The organism is Hallella seregens ATCC 51272, from assembly GCF_000518545.1.
Taxonomy (GTDB): Bacteria; Bacteroidota; Bacteroidia; order Bacteroidales; family Bacteroidaceae; genus Prevotella; species Prevotella seregens.
Genome location: NZ_JADU01000020.1, coordinates 1 through 15,678, shown reverse-complemented (window position 1 = coordinate 15,678; position 15,678 = coordinate 1). Strand labels below are relative to the sequence as shown.

General features: G+C 60.1%; 13 protein-coding genes. 9 read left to right on the top strand and 4 right to left on the bottom strand.

What is annotated here, in order from left to right; all coding sequences use genetic code 11:
* Positions 1 to 37 precede the first annotated feature (37 nt).
* The 4 genes from L888_RS0107795 (at position 38) to rpiB (ending at position 5,826) form a co-directional block, all read left to right on the top strand.
* Complete coding sequence (locus L888_RS0107795) at positions 38 to 1,636, top strand: xylulokinase (protein ID WP_027952491.1); 1,599 nt, start codon at positions 38 to 40, stop codon at positions 1,634 to 1,636.
* An 18-nt stretch (positions 1,637 to 1,654) separates the two neighbouring features.
* Positions 1,655 to 3,226 (top strand): alpha-N-arabinofuranosidase, encoded by a 1,572-nt coding sequence (locus L888_RS0107790; protein ID WP_027952490.1) that lies wholly within the window; start codon positions 1,655 to 1,657, stop codon positions 3,224 to 3,226.
* Between the two features lie 20 nt (positions 3,227 to 3,246).
* Entirely contained in the window at positions 3,247 to 5,268 is a 2,022-nt protein-coding gene (locus L888_RS0107785) for a transketolase family protein (protein ID WP_027952489.1), read from the top strand.
* A 120-nt stretch (positions 5,269 to 5,388) separates the two neighbouring features.
* Positions 5,389 to 5,826, top strand: a complete 438-nt coding sequence (rpiB, locus tag L888_RS0107780; RefSeq protein WP_005846546.1) for a ribose 5-phosphate isomerase B — start codon at positions 5,389 to 5,391, stop codon at positions 5,824 to 5,826.
* A gap of 95 nt (positions 5,827 to 5,921) precedes the next feature.
* Here the strand turns inward: rpiB and L888_RS0107775 are convergent, their stop codons facing one another.
* The 4 genes from L888_RS0107775 to L888_RS0107760 form a co-directional block, all read right to left on the bottom strand.
* On the bottom strand, positions 5,922 to 6,206 hold the full coding sequence (locus L888_RS0107775; RefSeq protein ID WP_027952488.1) for an HU family DNA-binding protein: 285 nt from the start codon (positions 6,204 to 6,206) through the stop codon (positions 5,922 to 5,924).
* Positions 6,207 to 6,958: 752 nt separating this feature from the next.
* Positions 6,959 to 9,532, bottom strand: a complete 2,574-nt coding sequence (locus L888_RS0107770; RefSeq protein ID WP_027952487.1) for an ATP-dependent helicase — start codon at positions 9,530 to 9,532, stop codon at positions 6,959 to 6,961.
* Positions 9,533 to 9,635: 103 nt separating this feature from the next.
* Positions 9,636 to 10,355: a monofunctional biosynthetic peptidoglycan transglycosylase gene (mtgA, locus tag L888_RS0107765; RefSeq protein ID WP_027952486.1), complete on the bottom strand. Its 720-nt coding sequence runs from the start codon at positions 10,353 to 10,355 to the stop codon at positions 9,636 to 9,638.
* Between the two features lie 92 nt (positions 10,356 to 10,447).
* Positions 10,448 to 11,116 (bottom strand): OmpA family protein, encoded by a 669-nt coding sequence (locus L888_RS0107760; protein ID WP_005846556.1) that lies wholly within the window; start codon positions 11,114 to 11,116, stop codon positions 10,448 to 10,450.
* 269 nt (positions 11,117 to 11,385) lie between these two features.
* On the opposite strand from L888_RS0107760, the gene proS reads away from it, so the two are divergent.
* The 5 genes from proS to L888_RS0107735 all read left to right on the top strand — a co-directional run bounded on the left by proS (position 11,386) and on the right by L888_RS0107735 (position 15,532).
* Complete coding sequence (gene proS / locus L888_RS0107755; RefSeq protein WP_027952485.1) at positions 11,386 to 12,867, top strand: proline--tRNA ligase; 1,482 nt, start codon at positions 11,386 to 11,388, stop codon at positions 12,865 to 12,867.
* A 17-nt stretch (positions 12,868 to 12,884) separates the two neighbouring features.
* Complete coding sequence (locus L888_RS0107750; protein WP_245594846.1) at positions 12,885 to 13,280, top strand: uroporphyrinogen decarboxylase/cobalamine-independent methonine synthase family protein; 396 nt, start codon at positions 12,885 to 12,887, stop codon at positions 13,278 to 13,280.
* Positions 13,281 to 13,534: 254 nt separating this feature from the next.
* Complete coding sequence (ald, locus tag L888_RS0107745; RefSeq protein ID WP_027952483.1) at positions 13,535 to 14,635, top strand: alanine dehydrogenase; 1,101 nt, start codon at positions 13,535 to 13,537, stop codon at positions 14,633 to 14,635.
* Between the two features lie 111 nt (positions 14,636 to 14,746).
* The gene (locus L888_RS0107740; protein ID WP_027952482.1) at positions 14,747 to 15,319 is read left to right on the top strand and encodes a WG repeat-containing protein; all 573 of its coding nucleotides are present in this window, start codon (positions 14,747 to 14,749) and stop codon (positions 15,317 to 15,319) included.
* 12 nt (positions 15,320 to 15,331) lie between these two features.
* Positions 15,332 to 15,532, top strand: coding sequence for a DUF4250 domain-containing protein (locus tag L888_RS0107735; protein WP_015310385.1), 201 nt, complete (start codon positions 15,332 to 15,334; stop codon positions 15,530 to 15,532).
* The last annotated feature ends 146 nt before the right edge of the window (positions 15,533 to 15,678 follow it).

The following is a 15,678-nucleotide window of genomic DNA, read 5'->3' as shown; positions in this document are numbered from 1 at the left end:
AACTCCCTAACGCTTCTTATTCATTATCTGAACCATCATGGATGCAAAATCAACCATCGCGGCCGGCAAGGCAATGCTGGGCATAGAGTTTGGCTCTACCCGTATCAAGGCCGTGCTCATCGACCAGGAAAACAAACCCATAGCCCAAGGCAGCCACACATGGGAAAACCAGCTTGTGGACGGCTTGTGGACTTACAGCATAGACAACATTTGGGCAGGACTGCAGGACTGCTACGCGCAACTGCGTGCCGACGTCCAAAGCCAGTACGGCGTTGAACTGGAGCAGCTGGCCTCCATCGGCATCAGCGCCATGATGCACGGGTACATGGCATTCGACAAGCAACAGCAAATTCTGGTACCGTTCCGCACTTGGCGCAACACCAATACCGGCAAGGCGGCCGCCGAACTCTCCGATCTTTTCAACTTCAACGTGCCCCTGCGTTGGAGCATTTCGCATCTCTACCAGTGTGTGCTCAATGAGGAGCCGCACGTCAAGGACATTCATTTCCTCACCACTTTGGCCGGATACATCCACTGGCAGCTCACAGGCCGGCGAGTGCTCGGCATCGGCGATGCCTCGGGCATGATTCCCATCGACCCTGAAACCAAGACTTACGATGCCGGGATGGTCGAGAAATTCGACCGCCTTGTGGCTCCCAAGGGCTTCGGCTGGAAGCTCCTCGACATCCTGCCCCAAGTGCTTGTGGCTGGCGAAAATGCCGGCACACTGACAGCCGAGGGCGCACGTCGGCTTGACGTGTCGGGCCATTTACAGGCCGGCACACCACTCTGTCCGCCCGAGGGCGACGCCGGAACGGGCATGGCCGCCACCAATGCCGTGAAACAGCGCACGGGCAATGTTTCGGCCGGCACCTCCTCGTTCTCCATGATTGTGCTGGAGAAGAACCTCTCCAAACCCTATAAGATGATCGACATTGTAACCACCCCCGACGGCAGTCCCGTCGCCATGGTGCACTGCAACAACTGCACCTCGGAGATTAACGACTGGGTGGGGCTTTTCCGCCAGTTCGAGGAACTCATGGGCATCAAGGTCGACATGAACGAACTCTACACCCGCCTCTTCCAGGCTTCGCTCGACGGCGATGCCGACTGTGGCGGTCTGCTCTCCTACAACTATGTGTCGGGCGAGCCTGTTACCGAGCTCGAAGACGGCCGCCCTCTCTTTGTACGTGCAGCCAACGACAAGTTCTCGCTGGCCAACTTCATGCGCACCCAGCTCTATGCAGCCATCGGCGTGCTGAAGATTGGCAACGATGTGCTGTTCAAGGAGGAGAAAGTCGGCGTAGACCGCATCACCGGCCACGGCGGCTACTTCAAGACTCCCGGCGTGGGTCAGCGGTTCCTCGCTGCCGCTCTCAACTCTCCCATCTCGGTGATGGAGACTGCCGGCGAGGGTGGCGCCTGGGGCATTGCCCTGCTGGCTTCCTATCTGGTAAACAAGAAAGGCGCACAGTCGCTGGCCGACTTCCTCGACCAGCAGGTGTTTGCCGGCAACACCGGCACCGAGGTAAAGCCCACCCCCGAGGACGTGGCGGGCTTCGACGTCTATATTGAGAACTACAAAAAAGGCCTTGCCATCGAGCAGGCGGCTGTGGCCTACAAGGACGCTCACTAATCATATCCGCAACAAGACATGAAGAAAACCATCACAACCCTCTGCCTCTCGGCAGTCATCGCACTGCCCTCCATGGGGCAGGACGCCACCGCCACCATCCATGCCACCCAGGGCGTACACAAGATTCCCCGCGAAATCTACGGGCAGTTTGCCGAGCATCTTGGTTCCTGCATCTACGGCGGCCTGTGGGTGGGCCCCTACTCCCGGGTGCCCAACACGCAGGGCTACCGCAACGACGTGCTTCAGGCCCTGAAAGATCTCAAGGTGCCTGTGCTGCGCTGGCCCGGCGGCTGCTTTGCCGACGAGTATCACTGGATGGACGGTATCGGCCCGCGCGACCAGCGGCCCAAGATGCAGAACAACAACTGGGGCGGGACCATAGAGGACAATTCTTTCGGCACGCACGAGTTCCTGAACCTTTGCGAGCTGATTGGCGCAGAGCCTTACATCAGTGGCAATGTGGGCAGCGGCACCGTCGAGGAGCTGGCCAAGTGGGTGGAGTACATGACCAGCGACGGAGACACGCCGATGGCCAAGCTGCGCCGCAAGAACGGCCGTGAGAAATCATGGAACGTGAGATACCTTGGCGTGGGCAACGAGAGCTGGGGCTGCGGCGGCAACATGCGGCCGGAGTACTATGCCGACCTCTACCGTCGCTACTCGGTCTATTGCCGCAACTACGACGACCACCGGCTCTACAAGATTGCCTCGGGGGCCAGCGACTACGACTACAACTGGACCAAGGTGCTCATGGACAACGTGGGCAACCGCATGAACGGCCTCTCACTCCACTACTACACCGTTAAGGACTGGAGTAACCACAAGGGCTCGGCCACCAAATTCAGCAACCAGGAGTACTACTGGACCATCGGCAAGTGCCTGCAAATAGAGGACGTCATCAAACGTCACAGCGACATCATGGACCAGAAAGACCCGCAGAAGCGCATCGGACTGCTCGTCGACGAGTGGGGAACCTGGTGGGACGAGGAACCCGGCACCATCCGCGGGCACCTCTATCAGCAGAACACCATGCGCGATGCCATGGTTGCAGCCCTGTCGCTCAACGTGTTCCAGCGTCACACCGACCGCGTCAAGATGGCCAACATCGCCCAGGTGGTGAACGTGCTGCAGAGCATGATTCTCACCGATACCGTGGGCACGGGCCGCATGGTGCTCACCCCGACTTACCACGTGTTCCAGATGTACAAGGACTTTCAGGAGGCCACCTACCTGCCCATGGACGTAAAGACCGACTCCATCGACGTGGAGGGCGGCCACATGTACCAGATGAAAGCCGGCAAGATTCCCGCCGTGTCTCTCTCGGCCGCCCGGAAAACCGACGGCACCATCGTCGTTTCACTGGTCAACCCCAGCCTCGACAAGGCCCAGCAGGTGGAGTTCACGCTTGAGGGTGCTTCGCCCAAAACAGCAAGCGGTAGCATCCTCTCCGGCAAGAATATGACCGATTACAACGACTTCGACAACCCCGAACGCATCCGCCCCACCCTCTTCAAGGACGTCAAGATCAAGAAGAACAACGTGCGGCTGACCGTTCCGGCCAAATCCATCATCGTTGTCACCCTCAAATAATCATTAATCATATCATAACAATGAACGACATTCAAGCAATGAACCACGCAGCCGACAACATCCGCATCCTGGCTGCTTCTATGGTCGAGAAAGCCAATTCCGGACATCCCGGCGGCGCCATGGGCGGTGCCGACTTCATCAATGTGCTCTTCGCCGAGTACTTGATCTACGACCCCAACGACCCCACATGGACCGGTCGCGACCGTTTCTTCCTCGACCCCGGCCACATGAGCCCCATGCTCTACGCGGGCCTGGCCCTGCGTGGCTTCTTCTCCATGGACGACCTCAAGCAGTTCCGCCAGTGGGGTTCGGTGACACCCGGCCACCCTGAACTCGACGTTGCACGCGGCATCGAGAACTCGTCGGGCCCGCTCGGACAGGGACACGCCATGGCTGCAGGTGCTGCCGTAGCCGAGAAGTTCCTGGAGGCGCGCCTCGGCCACACCATGATGCAGCACAAGGTTTACGCCTATATCAGCGACGGCGCCGTGGAGGAGGAAATCTCACAGGGCGTAGGCCGCATTGCCGGCAACCTTGGGCTGAACAACCTCATCATGTTCTACGACTCCAACGACATACAGCTTTCCACCGAGACCAAGGTGGTAATGACCGAGGACACCAAGGCCAAGTACGAGGCTTGGGGCTGGAATGTGCTGGAGATCAACGGCAACGACGTGGCCCAGATTCGCAAGGCCCTCGACGCTGCCCTGCTGGAACAGGAGCGCCCCACACTCATCATCGGCAAGACCATCATGGGCAAGGGCGCCCTCAAGGCCGACGGCAGCAGCTACGAAGCCAGCATCAAGACCCACGGCGCACCCCTCGGAGGCGACGCCTATACCAACACCATCAGGCATCTTGGCGGCGACGTGGAGCATCCCTTTGTCGTATTCGACGACGTGAAAGCCGTCTATGCCGCCCGCAAGGAAGAGCTGAAAGCCATCGTGGCAGCCCGCCGGGCCGAAGAGGCCGAGTGGCGCAAGGCCAATGCCGGCAAGGCAGCCCTCATGGACGAGTGGTTCTCGGGCAAGGCGCCCAAGATAGACTGGAGCAAGGTGGAGCAGAAAGAGGGTTCGGCCACACGCGCTGCCAGCGCAGCCTGCCTCACCGCACTTGCCGAGCAGGTGCCCAATATGATCTGCGCATCGGCCGACCTTTCCAACTCCGACAAGACCGACGGCTTCCTCAAGAAGACCACCAGCATCGTGCGGGGCGACTTCAGCGGAGCCTTCTTCCAGGCTGGAGTGAGCGAGCTCACCATGGCCGACATGTGCATCGGCATGATGCTCCACGGCGGTGTCATCGCTGCCTGCGGCACGTTCTTCGTGTTCTCCGACTACATGAAGCCGGCCGTGCGCATGGCTGCACTGATGCAAGTGCCCGTGAAATTCATCTGGACCCACGACGCTTTCCGCGTGGGCGAGGACGGCCCCACCCATGAGCCCGTGGAGCAGGAAGCCCAGATTCGCCTCATGGAGAAGATGAAGAACCATGCCGGACGCGACAGCGTGCGCGTGTTCCGCCCGGCCGACGCCGACGAGACTACCGTCTGCTGGAAGCTCGCCATGGAAAATGTAGACACGCCCACGGCTCTCATCCTCTCGCGCCAGGGCATTGCCAAGCTGCCCGCAGGCACCGACTACGAGCTGGCTGCCAAGGGAGCCTACGTCGTGGCCGGCTCCGACGAGAACCCCGACGTGATTCTTGTGGCCAGTGGCTCCGAGGTTTCCACCCTCGAGGCCGGCACCGAGGCCCTGCGTAAGGACGGCATCCGTGTGCGTGTGGTGAGTGCTCCCTCCGAGGGTCTCTTCCGCAACCAGAGCGCCGAGTACCAGGAAGCCGTGCTTCCTTTCGGCATCAAGAAGTTCGGCATGACGGCCGGGCTCCCCGTTACGCTCGAAGGACTCGTGGGCATAGGACCCGACAGCAAGGTGTTCGGCATGACCAGCTTCGGCTTCTCGGCCCCCTACAAGGTGCTCGACGAGAAACTTGGCTACACCGGCGAGAACGTTTACAACCAGGTCAAGGCGTTCCTGGCCTAAAGGCAACCAAGGCGTTAAGGAGCCAAGAAGCCAAGGAGTGAGGACAAACGTGTCTTGATGCGTGACGTCTTAACTCCTTAACTACCTAACTCCTTAACTCCAAACCTTGCAAATCAGCTCATGGACATCAAGACCATAGGCTTGGCCAGCGACCATGCGGGCTACGCCTTGAAACAGTTTGTCAAGCAGTATCTCGACGAGAAGGGCCTCGCCTACAAGGACTATGGCACCTACTCGGAAGAGAGCTGCGACTATTCCGACTACGGACACGCCCTGGCCCGCGGCATCGAGCAGGGCGAAGTCTATCCGGGCATCGCCATCTGCGGCTCGGGCGAGGGCATCAGCATGACGCTCAACAAGCACCAGGGCATTCGTGCCGGCCTGAGTTGGATGCCGGAAATCGCCCACCTCATCCGCCAGCACAACGATGCCAACGTCCTCGTCATGCCGGGCCGCTTCATCGACGAGGCCATGGCACGCCGCATCATGGACGAGTTTCTGAACACCGATTTCGAGGGCGGGCGCCATCAGCGACGCATAGACAAGATGCCGGTCTGACCCCGCCGTCCACACACCAGCAGCCCCCATCCGCACCAAAAGCGGATGGGGGCTGCCGTTTTTCCGGGTCTGTTATGCCGTCAGAGCCTCGCCGGTTACACGTGCTTGCGCGAGAAGATGCTGAGATTGTCGGAGGCTTTGAACACCACCTTGTCGCGGGCCTCAATAGTTATCTTCTCGCCCGTGGCCGGATTCACGCCCTGCCGCTCGGCCACATGCTTCACGCTGAAGCGGCCGAAGTCGGGGATGGCAATCTCGTGGTCGCCCTCACACAGGTTGTCGGCCATCACGCCGAGGATGGCATTCACGTACTTGGCGGCATGGCTCTTCGAGAGTTCGGCCCGCTCCGCCACGGCATCAATCAATTGGGTTCTGTTCATTGTCTTTTGTTTTTTGGTTTGTATCTGTCTGCAAAGATACTGCTTTTTATCCGAAAACCGCCGCGCCGCAGTGCCGAAAAGCCGTTGCCGCCATACAAACGTGCCGCTGCCGCAGTGCAATCACGCCGCAATCGCCAGCCGTTTGCACTGTTTTCGCGATGCGATCACGCCGTTTTCGCGCTACGTTTGCGCCGTGTTCGCACCGCGTTTAACGCGTATTCTCGATACAAAATAAACCGAGCCATCAAGCCATGCCCTGCCGACAGAGGTTGGTCATGCCGCCCACCGGCCTCCGTCGAACGCTTTCCGCAGAATGAATGCAATCTGAGGCAGCCGCGAAACGCCATGCACACATCTGTGAAATCTGTGGAATCTGTGAGACCTTTTTCGTTGCACAAATGTATGATGGCTCAAGATGTCTCACAGATTCCACAGATTTCACAGAGGCTGCGCCATGAATGCGCATGGGGGTTGACGTAGGGACCGGCCTCCGTCGAACGCTTTTCGCAGAATGAATGCAATCTGAGGCAGCCGCGAAACGCCATGCGCACATCTGTGAAATCTGTGGAATCTGTGAGACCTTTTTCGTTGCACAAATGTATTATGGCACAAGATGGCTCACAGATTCCACAGATTTCACAGAGGCTGCACCATGAATGCGCATGGGGGTTGACGTAGGTGCCGTCCGCCGTGCCGGCCCGCACGCCCCAACGGGGCGTTGGATTTTGAGGAAGAAAGCCGGCGGCAGGGCCTTAGCCCACAATGGTGAACTTGGCGAATTTCAGGAGCAGTTGCTTGCGGCCAGTGGTATCGAAGTCCACCGTGGCCTTGCGGTTCTCGCCCGTTCCCTCCACGCCGACCACCGTGCCACGGCCAAAACGCTGATGCTCGATGACCTGACCCGCATGGAGTCCGGCCCCCGTACCCGCCGAAGCAGAGGGGGCAGAACCCGCGCCGGCCGAAACCGGAGAGGCAGATCCTGGCTCGGCACGCCCGCCACCGGTCATGGCACGCGACACGCTCTGCCACTTCCCGCTCTGCCGGAGCTTCGCCTCAAACGACGAAGAGAACGGATTGACGGCCTGTTCGGGGCGGTGCGGAGCCGTCTCCTTGGGCTTGGGGTCGGCCATGAACTGCCCGGCCACAGGGCGGGAGTTCTGCATCCGCCCGCTCATGCGGCGGTATTCGCCTCCCCAGACCCTTGCCCCCGTATAGGGTTGGTCGGTCTCATAGTCGTCGTCCCAGGGGCGACGGCGTGCAGGTTTGTCCTCGTCCCAAGGCCGACGGCGCGGCCGGTCTTCGCCAAAGGGATTGCCCCCGATGCGCCCGCCCTCTGTCTGGACGGTGACAAACTCCGGGTCAATGTCGTTGATAAACCGGCTCGGGTTGACAAAACTGTCCATCTTGCCATAAAGCCAGCGCGAGTGGGCCCAAGTGAGATAGCAGTGCTTCTCGGCCCGGGTGATGGCCACGTAGAGCAGTCGGCGCTCTTCCTCCAGCTCGCGGGGCGTGCCCACGGAGAGCGTGCTCGGGAAGATGTTCTCCTCCATGCCCACCACAAACACCGTGGGGAACTCCAGTCCCTTGGCCGCATGGATGGTCATCAGCGTCACTTTGTCGTCGGAGCCGTCGTCCGAATCCTGGTCGGTCATCAGCGAAACAGTGGCCAGATAGTCCTGCAACCGGGCCTCGTCGGCATGGTCGTCCTCGCGCTGGGCCTGCACAAAATCGGCCATTCCCGAAATCAGCGCGTCGATGTTCTGCCGCCGGCTGTCGCCCTCCACCGTCTTGTCAGCGGCCAGGTCGGCCTTGATGCCGCTCTCGACCATGATCTCGTCGCCCAAAGTCAGCGCGTCCGTGGTCTGTGCTTTCGCCATGAATCCGCTCATCAGCGCATGGAAGGCGGCCAGCTTGCCCAGCGTGCCACGGTTCACGTCCAGTCCGTATGCGGCCGGACGGGCAATCGTCTCCCACAGGCTCACCTCGTGTTGCTCGGCCGCACGGACAATCTTCTGCACCGTGGTGTCGCCGATTCCCCGCGCCGGATAGTTGATGATGCGGCGAAAAGCCTCCTCGTCGTTGGGGTTCACGGTCAGCCGGAAATAGGCTATCACGTCCTTTACCTCCTTGCGCTGGTAGAAGCTCAGCCCGCCATAGATGCGGTAGTGGCTGCCCATGCCCACCTCGGGCTTGCGCATTTCTTCCTCGAAGGTGCGGCTCTGCGCATTCGTGCGGTAGAGAATGGCAAAGTCGCTCCACCGGCACCCCTCCTGATTCTTGATGCGCCGAATCTCCCGGCACACCATGGCCGCCTCGCGCTTGTCGGATATGGTTTCCAGAATGGTCACCTTGTCGCCCTCCTCCTTGCGGCTGTACACCTCCTTGGGAATCTGCCGCGAGTTGTGTTTCATCAGTGAATTGGCGGCCGCCACAATGAGCTGCGTGGACCGATAGTTCTGCTCCAGCTTGAACATCCGGGCGTCGGGGTAGATGCGGTTGAAGTTCAAGATGTTGTCTATCTTTGCCCCACGGAAAGCGTAGATGCTCTGATAGTCGTCGCCCACCACGCAGATGCGGCCGTGGTCGCGGGTGAGCTTGGTCACAATCTGCTGCTGCACGTAGTTGGTGTCCTGGTATTCGTCCACAAAGACATACTGAAACCGCTCTGCATATTTCTGCCTCAACGGCTCATGGTCGCGCAGCATTTGGAAGGTGTTCACCAGCAAGTCGTCGAAGTCCATGGCGTTGGCCTGGCGCAGTCGCTGCTGGTAGGAGGCGTAGATTTTGAACGTCTCGGGCATGTTGCGATGCCTGTCGCGGGCCAGCAGGTCGCCGTCTTCGGCATACTGTTCGGGCATGCACAGCCGGTTTTTGGCCGCCGAGATGGCCGCATGGACGGAAGCCGGCTTGTAGGTCTTGTCCTCCAGCCCCATCGACTTCACGATGTTCTTGATGAGCGAACGCGAGTCGCTCTCGTCGTAGATGGTGAAATCGCTGCGGTATCCAATGCTGTCGGCCTCCACACGGAGGATGCGCGAGAACACCGAATGGAACGTACCCATCTGCAAATAGCGGGCCCGCTCGCCACCGACCAGCTGTGCAATGCGCGACTGCATCTCGCGGGCGGCCTTGTTGGTAAAGGTGAGGGCCAGCACATTCCAGGGTTTCATGTCGTAGTGGGCCAGCAGCCAGGCTATCTTGTAGGTGAGCACACGCGTCTTGCCCGACCCTGCTCCGGCAATGACGAGCTGCGGGCCGTCGCAATAAGTCACAGCCGCGCGCTGGCTTTCGTTGAGCTGTTCGAGCAGTTGTTCTTCACTTTGCATATTTCTTGAGGATTGAATGAAGATGTCCGAGAGCCGAGTTGTCAAGTCGTCAGGAAGCCAGGCCCTTTGCCTCAACTCCCTAACTCCGTAACTTCTTAACTCCTTATTTATAGGTTCCACCCACGGCAGTGCGGGGGTCGTAGTCCTCGCCCTCCTTGGGGAAAGTGGGGATATAGCGCATGTTGGCCATGATTTGCCGCTGCCTCAGGCGCATGTAGCCGCTCGGATTCCGGGAGGAGAACCGGCGTGGGTTGGGCAGCGTGGCAGCGATGAGGGCGCAGTCGCCGCGCGAAAGCTCGGCTGCCGTCTTGCCGAAGTTGTACTCGGCACAGGCATCCACGCCATAAATGGCGTCGCCCATCTCGATGGAATTGAGATAAACTTCCATGATGCGCTGCTTGCTCCACAGCAGTTCGACCAGCGCCGTGAAGTAAACCTCGAAGCCTTTTCTCACCCACGATCGGCCGGGCCACAGGAATACGTTCTTCGCCGTCTGCTGCGAGATGGTGCTGGCACCGAACTTTTTGCCGCCCTTGTGCTTCAGATTGCGCTTGGCTGCACTGCCAATGGCGTTGAAATCGAAGCCATGGTGCAGCAGAAAACGGGAGTCCTCGCTGGCCATCACGGCCACGGGCATGTGCGGCGACACCTCGTCGAGCGGCACCCAATGGTGGTGCATCGTCAGGTTGCCGTTCTGCAGGCAGCGGATTACCATCAGGGGAGTCACATATACAGGGACAAAACGATAGGCCACCACGGCCAGTATGGTGGATGCAAAGAAGAGGCTCAAGGCCCAACGCACCATTTTTTTAACTATGAACATACCAGTGAGCACGCTGATTCATGCCAAAAGGGGGATGTGGGCCGTGCCGGCCCGCATCCCCGATGAATGTTTGACGGAAGGATTGCCGCTGTTTACTGCAGCGTGCCGGCATTGGCGGCGTCCACCATTGCCTGGGAAGCATAGAGATAAACTTCCACCCGGCGGTTGGCCTGCGACACGGTCTTGTTCTCAATCTCGTCCTGGCTACCCTTGCCTTCAACGTTTTTCAGCTGCGACTTGCTCACGCCGCACGAGCTCAAATAGTCGGCCACGCTCTGTGCGCGCTTCTGGCTTAGGGGCACGTTGATGGCGTCGCCGCCCGACCGGTCGGTGTAGCCCAGGATGTCAACATGGCAGTCGGCGTTCTTCTTCAGCACGCCGGAGAACTTGGCCAAGTCGTTCTTGCTGTTGGTATTCAGCGTGGCTTTGTTGGTGGCAAAGAGGATGCCCGAGTCGAAAGTCACCTTGACGGCCTTCAGTCCGTTGGCATCTGTCACCTCCTCCACCTTGGCATTTTGCACCTCTGCAGCGGTCTCTTTGGCCACCTTGTCCATGTGCTTGCCGATGATGGCACCGGCGCCGGCACCCACAGCACCGCCGATAGCCGCACCCACGGCTGTGTTGCCGGCTATCTTTCCGATGATGCCGCCGAGCACCGTACCGGCACCTGTGCCGATGAGGGTGCCCGTACCCATCTTGGTTGAACAACTGCACACCGTGAGCATGCACAATCCTACTGTTGCAATCTTAACACTTTTCATCTTGTTTATCCTTGTTATACTTGTTTTTTAACCTTGTTATGCTTGTAAATCCATCTGTTTCCGGGCCGCCGTCGGCCGGCCGTTTGCCTCGTCAAACTTCGTGCAAAGGTAGCTCTTTTTTCGGTAGGCGGGCCCGTTATCAAAGTTTTTTTAGTAACTTTGCGGCAAAATTAAACAATAGAAAGCATCGGGCCGGCGGGGAAATGCCTATGTCGCCGTAGGAATTTCCCTAAACCGTGGCACCGTGCCTACAGACAAATATTTTGAAAATGGCTAAAGAACTGAAAGACTTAACCAAGCGTGCCGACAATTACAGCCAGTGGTACAGCGACTTGGTGACCAAGGCAGACCTTGCCGAGGCGGCCCCCGTCCGCGGATGTATGATTATCAAACCCTACGGCTACGCCATCTGGGAGAAGATGCAGGCCCAGCTCGACAAGATGTTTAAAGCTACCGGCGTGCAGAATGCCTACTTCCCCTTGCTCATCCCCAAGAGCTTCTTCGCCAAGGAAGCCGAGCACGTAGCCGGCTTCGCCAAGGAGAGCGCCGTGGTGACCCACTACCGCCTCAAGTCCGCAGCAGACGGCAAAGGCATCGTGGTGGACCCCGAGGCCAAGCTCGAAGAGGAGCTCATCATCCGGCCCACATCGGAAACAATGATCTGGAACACCTACAAAAACTGGATACATTCCTACCGCGACCTGCCCATCCTGTGCAACCAATGGTGCAACGTGATGCGCTGGGAGATGCGCACGCGACCGTTCCTCCGCACCTCCGAATTCCTCTGGCAGGAGGGCCACACCGCCCACGCCACCTCTGAAGAGGCCCAGGTCGAGGCCCGGAAGATGCTCAAAGTGTATGCTGAATTTGCCGAGCAGTGGATGGGAGTACCCGTCGTACAGGGTGTGAAGAGCGAGTCCGAGCGCTTCGCCGGAGCCCTCGACACCTATACCATTGAGGCCATGATGCAGGACGGCAAGGCCCTGCAGAGCGGCACAAGCCACTTCCTGGGGCAGAACTTTGCCAAGAGTTTCGACGTGACTTTCCTCAACAAGGAGAACAAGCCCGAGTATGTATGGGCCACGAGCTGGGGCGTGTCCACCCGCCTCATGGGCGCCCTCATCATGGTTCATTCCGACGACAACGGCCTCGTGCTGCCGCCGAGGCTGGCCCCCATCCAGGTGGTCATCGTGCCCATCAGCAAGAATGCCGAGCAACTGGCGGCCATCACGGCCAAGCTGCAGCCCGTCATCGACAGGTTGCGGGAGCTGGGCATCAGCGTGAAATACGACGACTCGGACAACAAACGACCGGGCTTCAAGTTTGCCGACTACGAGCTCAAGGGCGTGCCCGTGCGCCTCGTCATGGGCGGCCGAGACCTGGAAGACAACACCATCGAGGTGATGCGGCGCGACACGCTCGAGAAAGAGAACGTGTCGTTCGACGGCATTGTGGAGCGCGTCGAGGCCTTACTCGACGACATTCAGCAGAACATCTTCGAGAAGGCACGCCGCTATCGCGACAGCCACATCTACGAATGCGACGACTACGAGGAGTTCAAGGAGCGCGTCAAGGGCGGCGGCTTCTTCCTCTGCCACTGGGACGGCACGGCCGAGACCGAGGCCAAGATCAAGGAAGACACCCAGGCCACCATCCGTTGCGTGCCTTTCGGCGTGGAGCAGACCCCCGGCACCGACATGGTGAGCGGCAAGCCCGCCAAGCATCGGGTCATCATCGCCCGCTCGTACTAAGCGGCGCGCCCACCGCCTTGGGCGCAATTATAAGGCATTTTACCTCATCCGGCGTAGGGCCGCGCGACGTGTCGCGCGGCCCTACGCCTTTTCTTTTTGCCCACGAGAACGTGGACGCCTTCTATCTGGAGTTCGACGACGAACGCTCGGGGGGCTTCGAGCCGCTGCGCCAGGTGGCCGAGGGCAAGAAAGTGGTGCTCGGACTCGTCACCACCAAGTCGCCCCAGCTGGAAGACCCGCGGGCCGTCATCGCCCGTATCCACGAGGCTGCCCGCATCATCCCACTCGACCGGCTCTGCCTGAGCCCCCAGTGCGGATTCGCCTCGTGCGAGATTGGCAACAAGCTCACCGAGGAAGAGCAGTGGGCCAAGATAGACCTCGTGCGGCAGATTGCCGCCGAAGTGTGGAAGTGAAAGGCTTCATCGCCCCGTCATTACGGTGCAACGGCACTCCCGTTACGCCGTAAACGCATTGCGATTGCACCACAAACGCCGCGCGATTACGCCGCAAACGCCGCGCGATTACGCCGCAAACGCGAGGGCTCCGCGGCGGGCCGGCAGGACGAAGTGTTAAAGTTTGCACGATTTTGCAGCCCCGACGAACAGCGTAACCGATTTTTTCGTATCTTGCATTCCGTATTGTCAAACACCTAAACTAAGGACAAGTTATGAGAATTGGTATCCCCAAAGAGATTAAGCAGGGCGAGAACCGGGTGGGCATGACGCCTGCCGGCGTCAGCGAGTTGGTGGGCCACGGCCATCGTGTCTACGTGCAACACACGGCCGGCGAGGGCAGCGGATTCAGCGACAAGGACTATACCGACGTGGGAGCCGCCGTGCTGCCCACCATCGAAGCCGTGTACGAGGCGGCCGACATGATAGTGAAGGTGAAGGAACCCATCGAGCCCGAGTACCCGTTGGTGCGGCAGGGGCAGCTCGTGTTCACCTATTTCCACTTTGCCAGCGACCGTGCACTCACCGAGGCCATGCTGCACAGCAGGGCCGTGTGCCTGGCCTACGAGACGGTGCAGCTGCCTGACCGCTCGCTGCCCCTGCTGGTACCCATGAGCGAGGTGGCCGGGCGCATGGCCGCCCTGAACGGCGCTTACTACCTGCAAAAGACCAAGGGCGGCAACGGCAAGCTCGTCGGCGGCGTGCCAGGAGTGGAGCCCGCCCGCGTGCTGGTGCTGGGCGGAGGCACCGTGGGCGAGGCGGCGGCCCGCATGGCATCCGGCATGGGGGCCGCCGTGACCATCACCGACATCTCCCTGCCACGGCTGCGGCAGCTGGGCATGGAGCTGCCCGCCAACGTGCACACGCTCTATTCCAGCGAGCACAACATCCGCCAACAGCTGCCCGCAACGGACATTGTGATCGGCTCCGTGCTGGTGCCGGGAGCCAAGGCCCCCCACCTCATCACGCGTGACATGCTGCGACAGATGCAGCCCGGCACGGTGCTCGTGGACGTGGCCATCGACCAAGGCGGCTGTTTCGAGACCTCACGACCCACCACCCACGGCCAGCCCGTCTACGAGGTGGACGGCATCGTGCACTATTGCGTGGCCAACATTCCCGGGGCCGTGCCCCACACGTCGACCATGGCCCTCACCAACGCCACGCTGCGCTACGCCCTGGCCCTGGCCGACAAGGGCTGGCAGCAGGCCTGCCACGACGACCCCGCGCTGGCCCTGGGCCTGAACCTGGTGGACGGACGGGTGACTTTCGAGGCCGTGGCCGAGGCCTGGGATCTGCCCTACCAGCCGCTGTAGGGCCCGCCCCACGCGGCGTGCGACGGCGACGGCGCGTTTTCCGTGCGATTCCTTGGCCAATTCGGAATCTTTTTCTAAATTTGTCCGCACAACTTTAACGGACAATCGAAAATGGAACAGAACATCAACCCGGAGAAAAGCATGGAGGAACGCCGTCGCGAGATGGAGGCCGAGATTGCGGCCAACGAGGCCGCCGACCGCGCATACCGCCGCCGACTCGTGCGCAATCTCATCATCATTGGCGTGGTCATCGTGACCGCCATCGGCGGTTACCTGGGTCTGCGGCCCCACGACGAGCCCGAGGTGTACTACACCGACGGCAGCATCGACTACGCCAAACAGGCCGACAAGCTACGCCGCACCAGCGGATTCAAGAGCGTGCAGGAGTTCCGCGGTGGCTATGCCATCGTGAGCGACGGCAAGAAATACGGCATCGTCGACGTGAAGGGCACCGTCGTCTGCCCCGTGAAATACGAAGCCATCGAGTCCAACTACAGCGAGCACTACCCCGACCTCTGCGAGGTGCGCCTGGCCGGAAAGCTCGGACTGGTGGACAAGCAGGGGCGCGAGGTGGTGAAACCCATATACGACGACATCGGTCCACTCAACGGTTCGTCCATGCAGGTGACGCTGGGCAAGGAGCAATTCTACATCGACACCGAGGGCAACCGCATTGAACTTTAAACAAAAACGACCATGGACTACCTACCCCACGACCCAGCCATCCTGGTGTCGAGCATCAATATGCTGCTGCGCGACGAGGAATTCTCCTCGCTCGAGGAGCTCTGCTACAACTTTGACCGCAATCCCCGCGAGCTGAAAACCTATCTGCGCCGCCACGGCTACGTGTACAGCGAGAAACAGCACCAGTTCAGACCAGAGGGCTACAACCGGTGAGCCCCACATAGGGAGCACGCTGGGACGGCCTCTTTGGAACGCACGCAGAGACGCGGAGACAGCGGAGCACTCCGCGCTTCTCCCACAACCTCTGGCAAAAAAACTCAAAAAACTCTGCGCCTCTGCGTGAGAACTCATCATCGAGA

What these genes read in the sequence shown, in the direction of transcription:
- L888_RS0107795 (WP_027952491.1), top strand. Translation starts at nt 38, where the DNA reads ATGGATGCAAAATCAACCATCGCGGCCGGCAAGGCAATGCTGGGCATA.
- L888_RS0107790 (WP_027952490.1), top strand. Translation starts at nt 1,655, where the DNA reads ATGAAGAAAACCATCACAACCCTCTGCCTCTCGGCAGTCATCGCACTG.
- L888_RS0107785 (WP_027952489.1), top strand. Translation starts at nt 3,247, where the DNA reads ATGAACGACATTCAAGCAATGAACCACGCAGCCGACAACATCCGCATC.
- rpiB (WP_005846546.1), top strand. Translation starts at nt 5,389, where the DNA reads ATGGACATCAAGACCATAGGCTTGGCCAGCGACCATGCGGGCTACGCC.
- L888_RS0107775 (WP_027952488.1), bottom strand. Translation starts at nt 6,206, where the DNA reads ATGAACAGAACCCAATTGATTGATGCCGTGGCGGAGCGGGCCGAACTC.
- L888_RS0107770 (WP_027952487.1), bottom strand. Translation starts at nt 9,532, where the DNA reads ATGCAAAGTGAAGAACAACTGCTCGAACAGCTCAACGAAAGCCAGCGC.
- mtgA (WP_027952486.1), bottom strand. Translation starts at nt 10,355, where the DNA reads ATGTTCATAGTTAAAAAAATGGTGCGTTGGGCCTTGAGCCTCTTCTTT.
- L888_RS0107760 (WP_005846556.1), bottom strand. Translation starts at nt 11,116, where the DNA reads ATGAAAAGTGTTAAGATTGCAACAGTAGGATTGTGCATGCTCACGGTG.
- proS (WP_027952485.1), top strand. Translation starts at nt 11,386, where the DNA reads ATGGCTAAAGAACTGAAAGACTTAACCAAGCGTGCCGACAATTACAGC.
- ald (WP_027952483.1), top strand. Translation starts at nt 13,535, where the DNA reads ATGAGAATTGGTATCCCCAAAGAGATTAAGCAGGGCGAGAACCGGGTG.
- L888_RS0107740 (WP_027952482.1), top strand. Translation starts at nt 14,747, where the DNA reads ATGGAACAGAACATCAACCCGGAGAAAAGCATGGAGGAACGCCGTCGC.
- L888_RS0107735 (WP_015310385.1), top strand. Translation starts at nt 15,332, where the DNA reads ATGGACTACCTACCCCACGACCCAGCCATCCTGGTGTCGAGCATCAAT.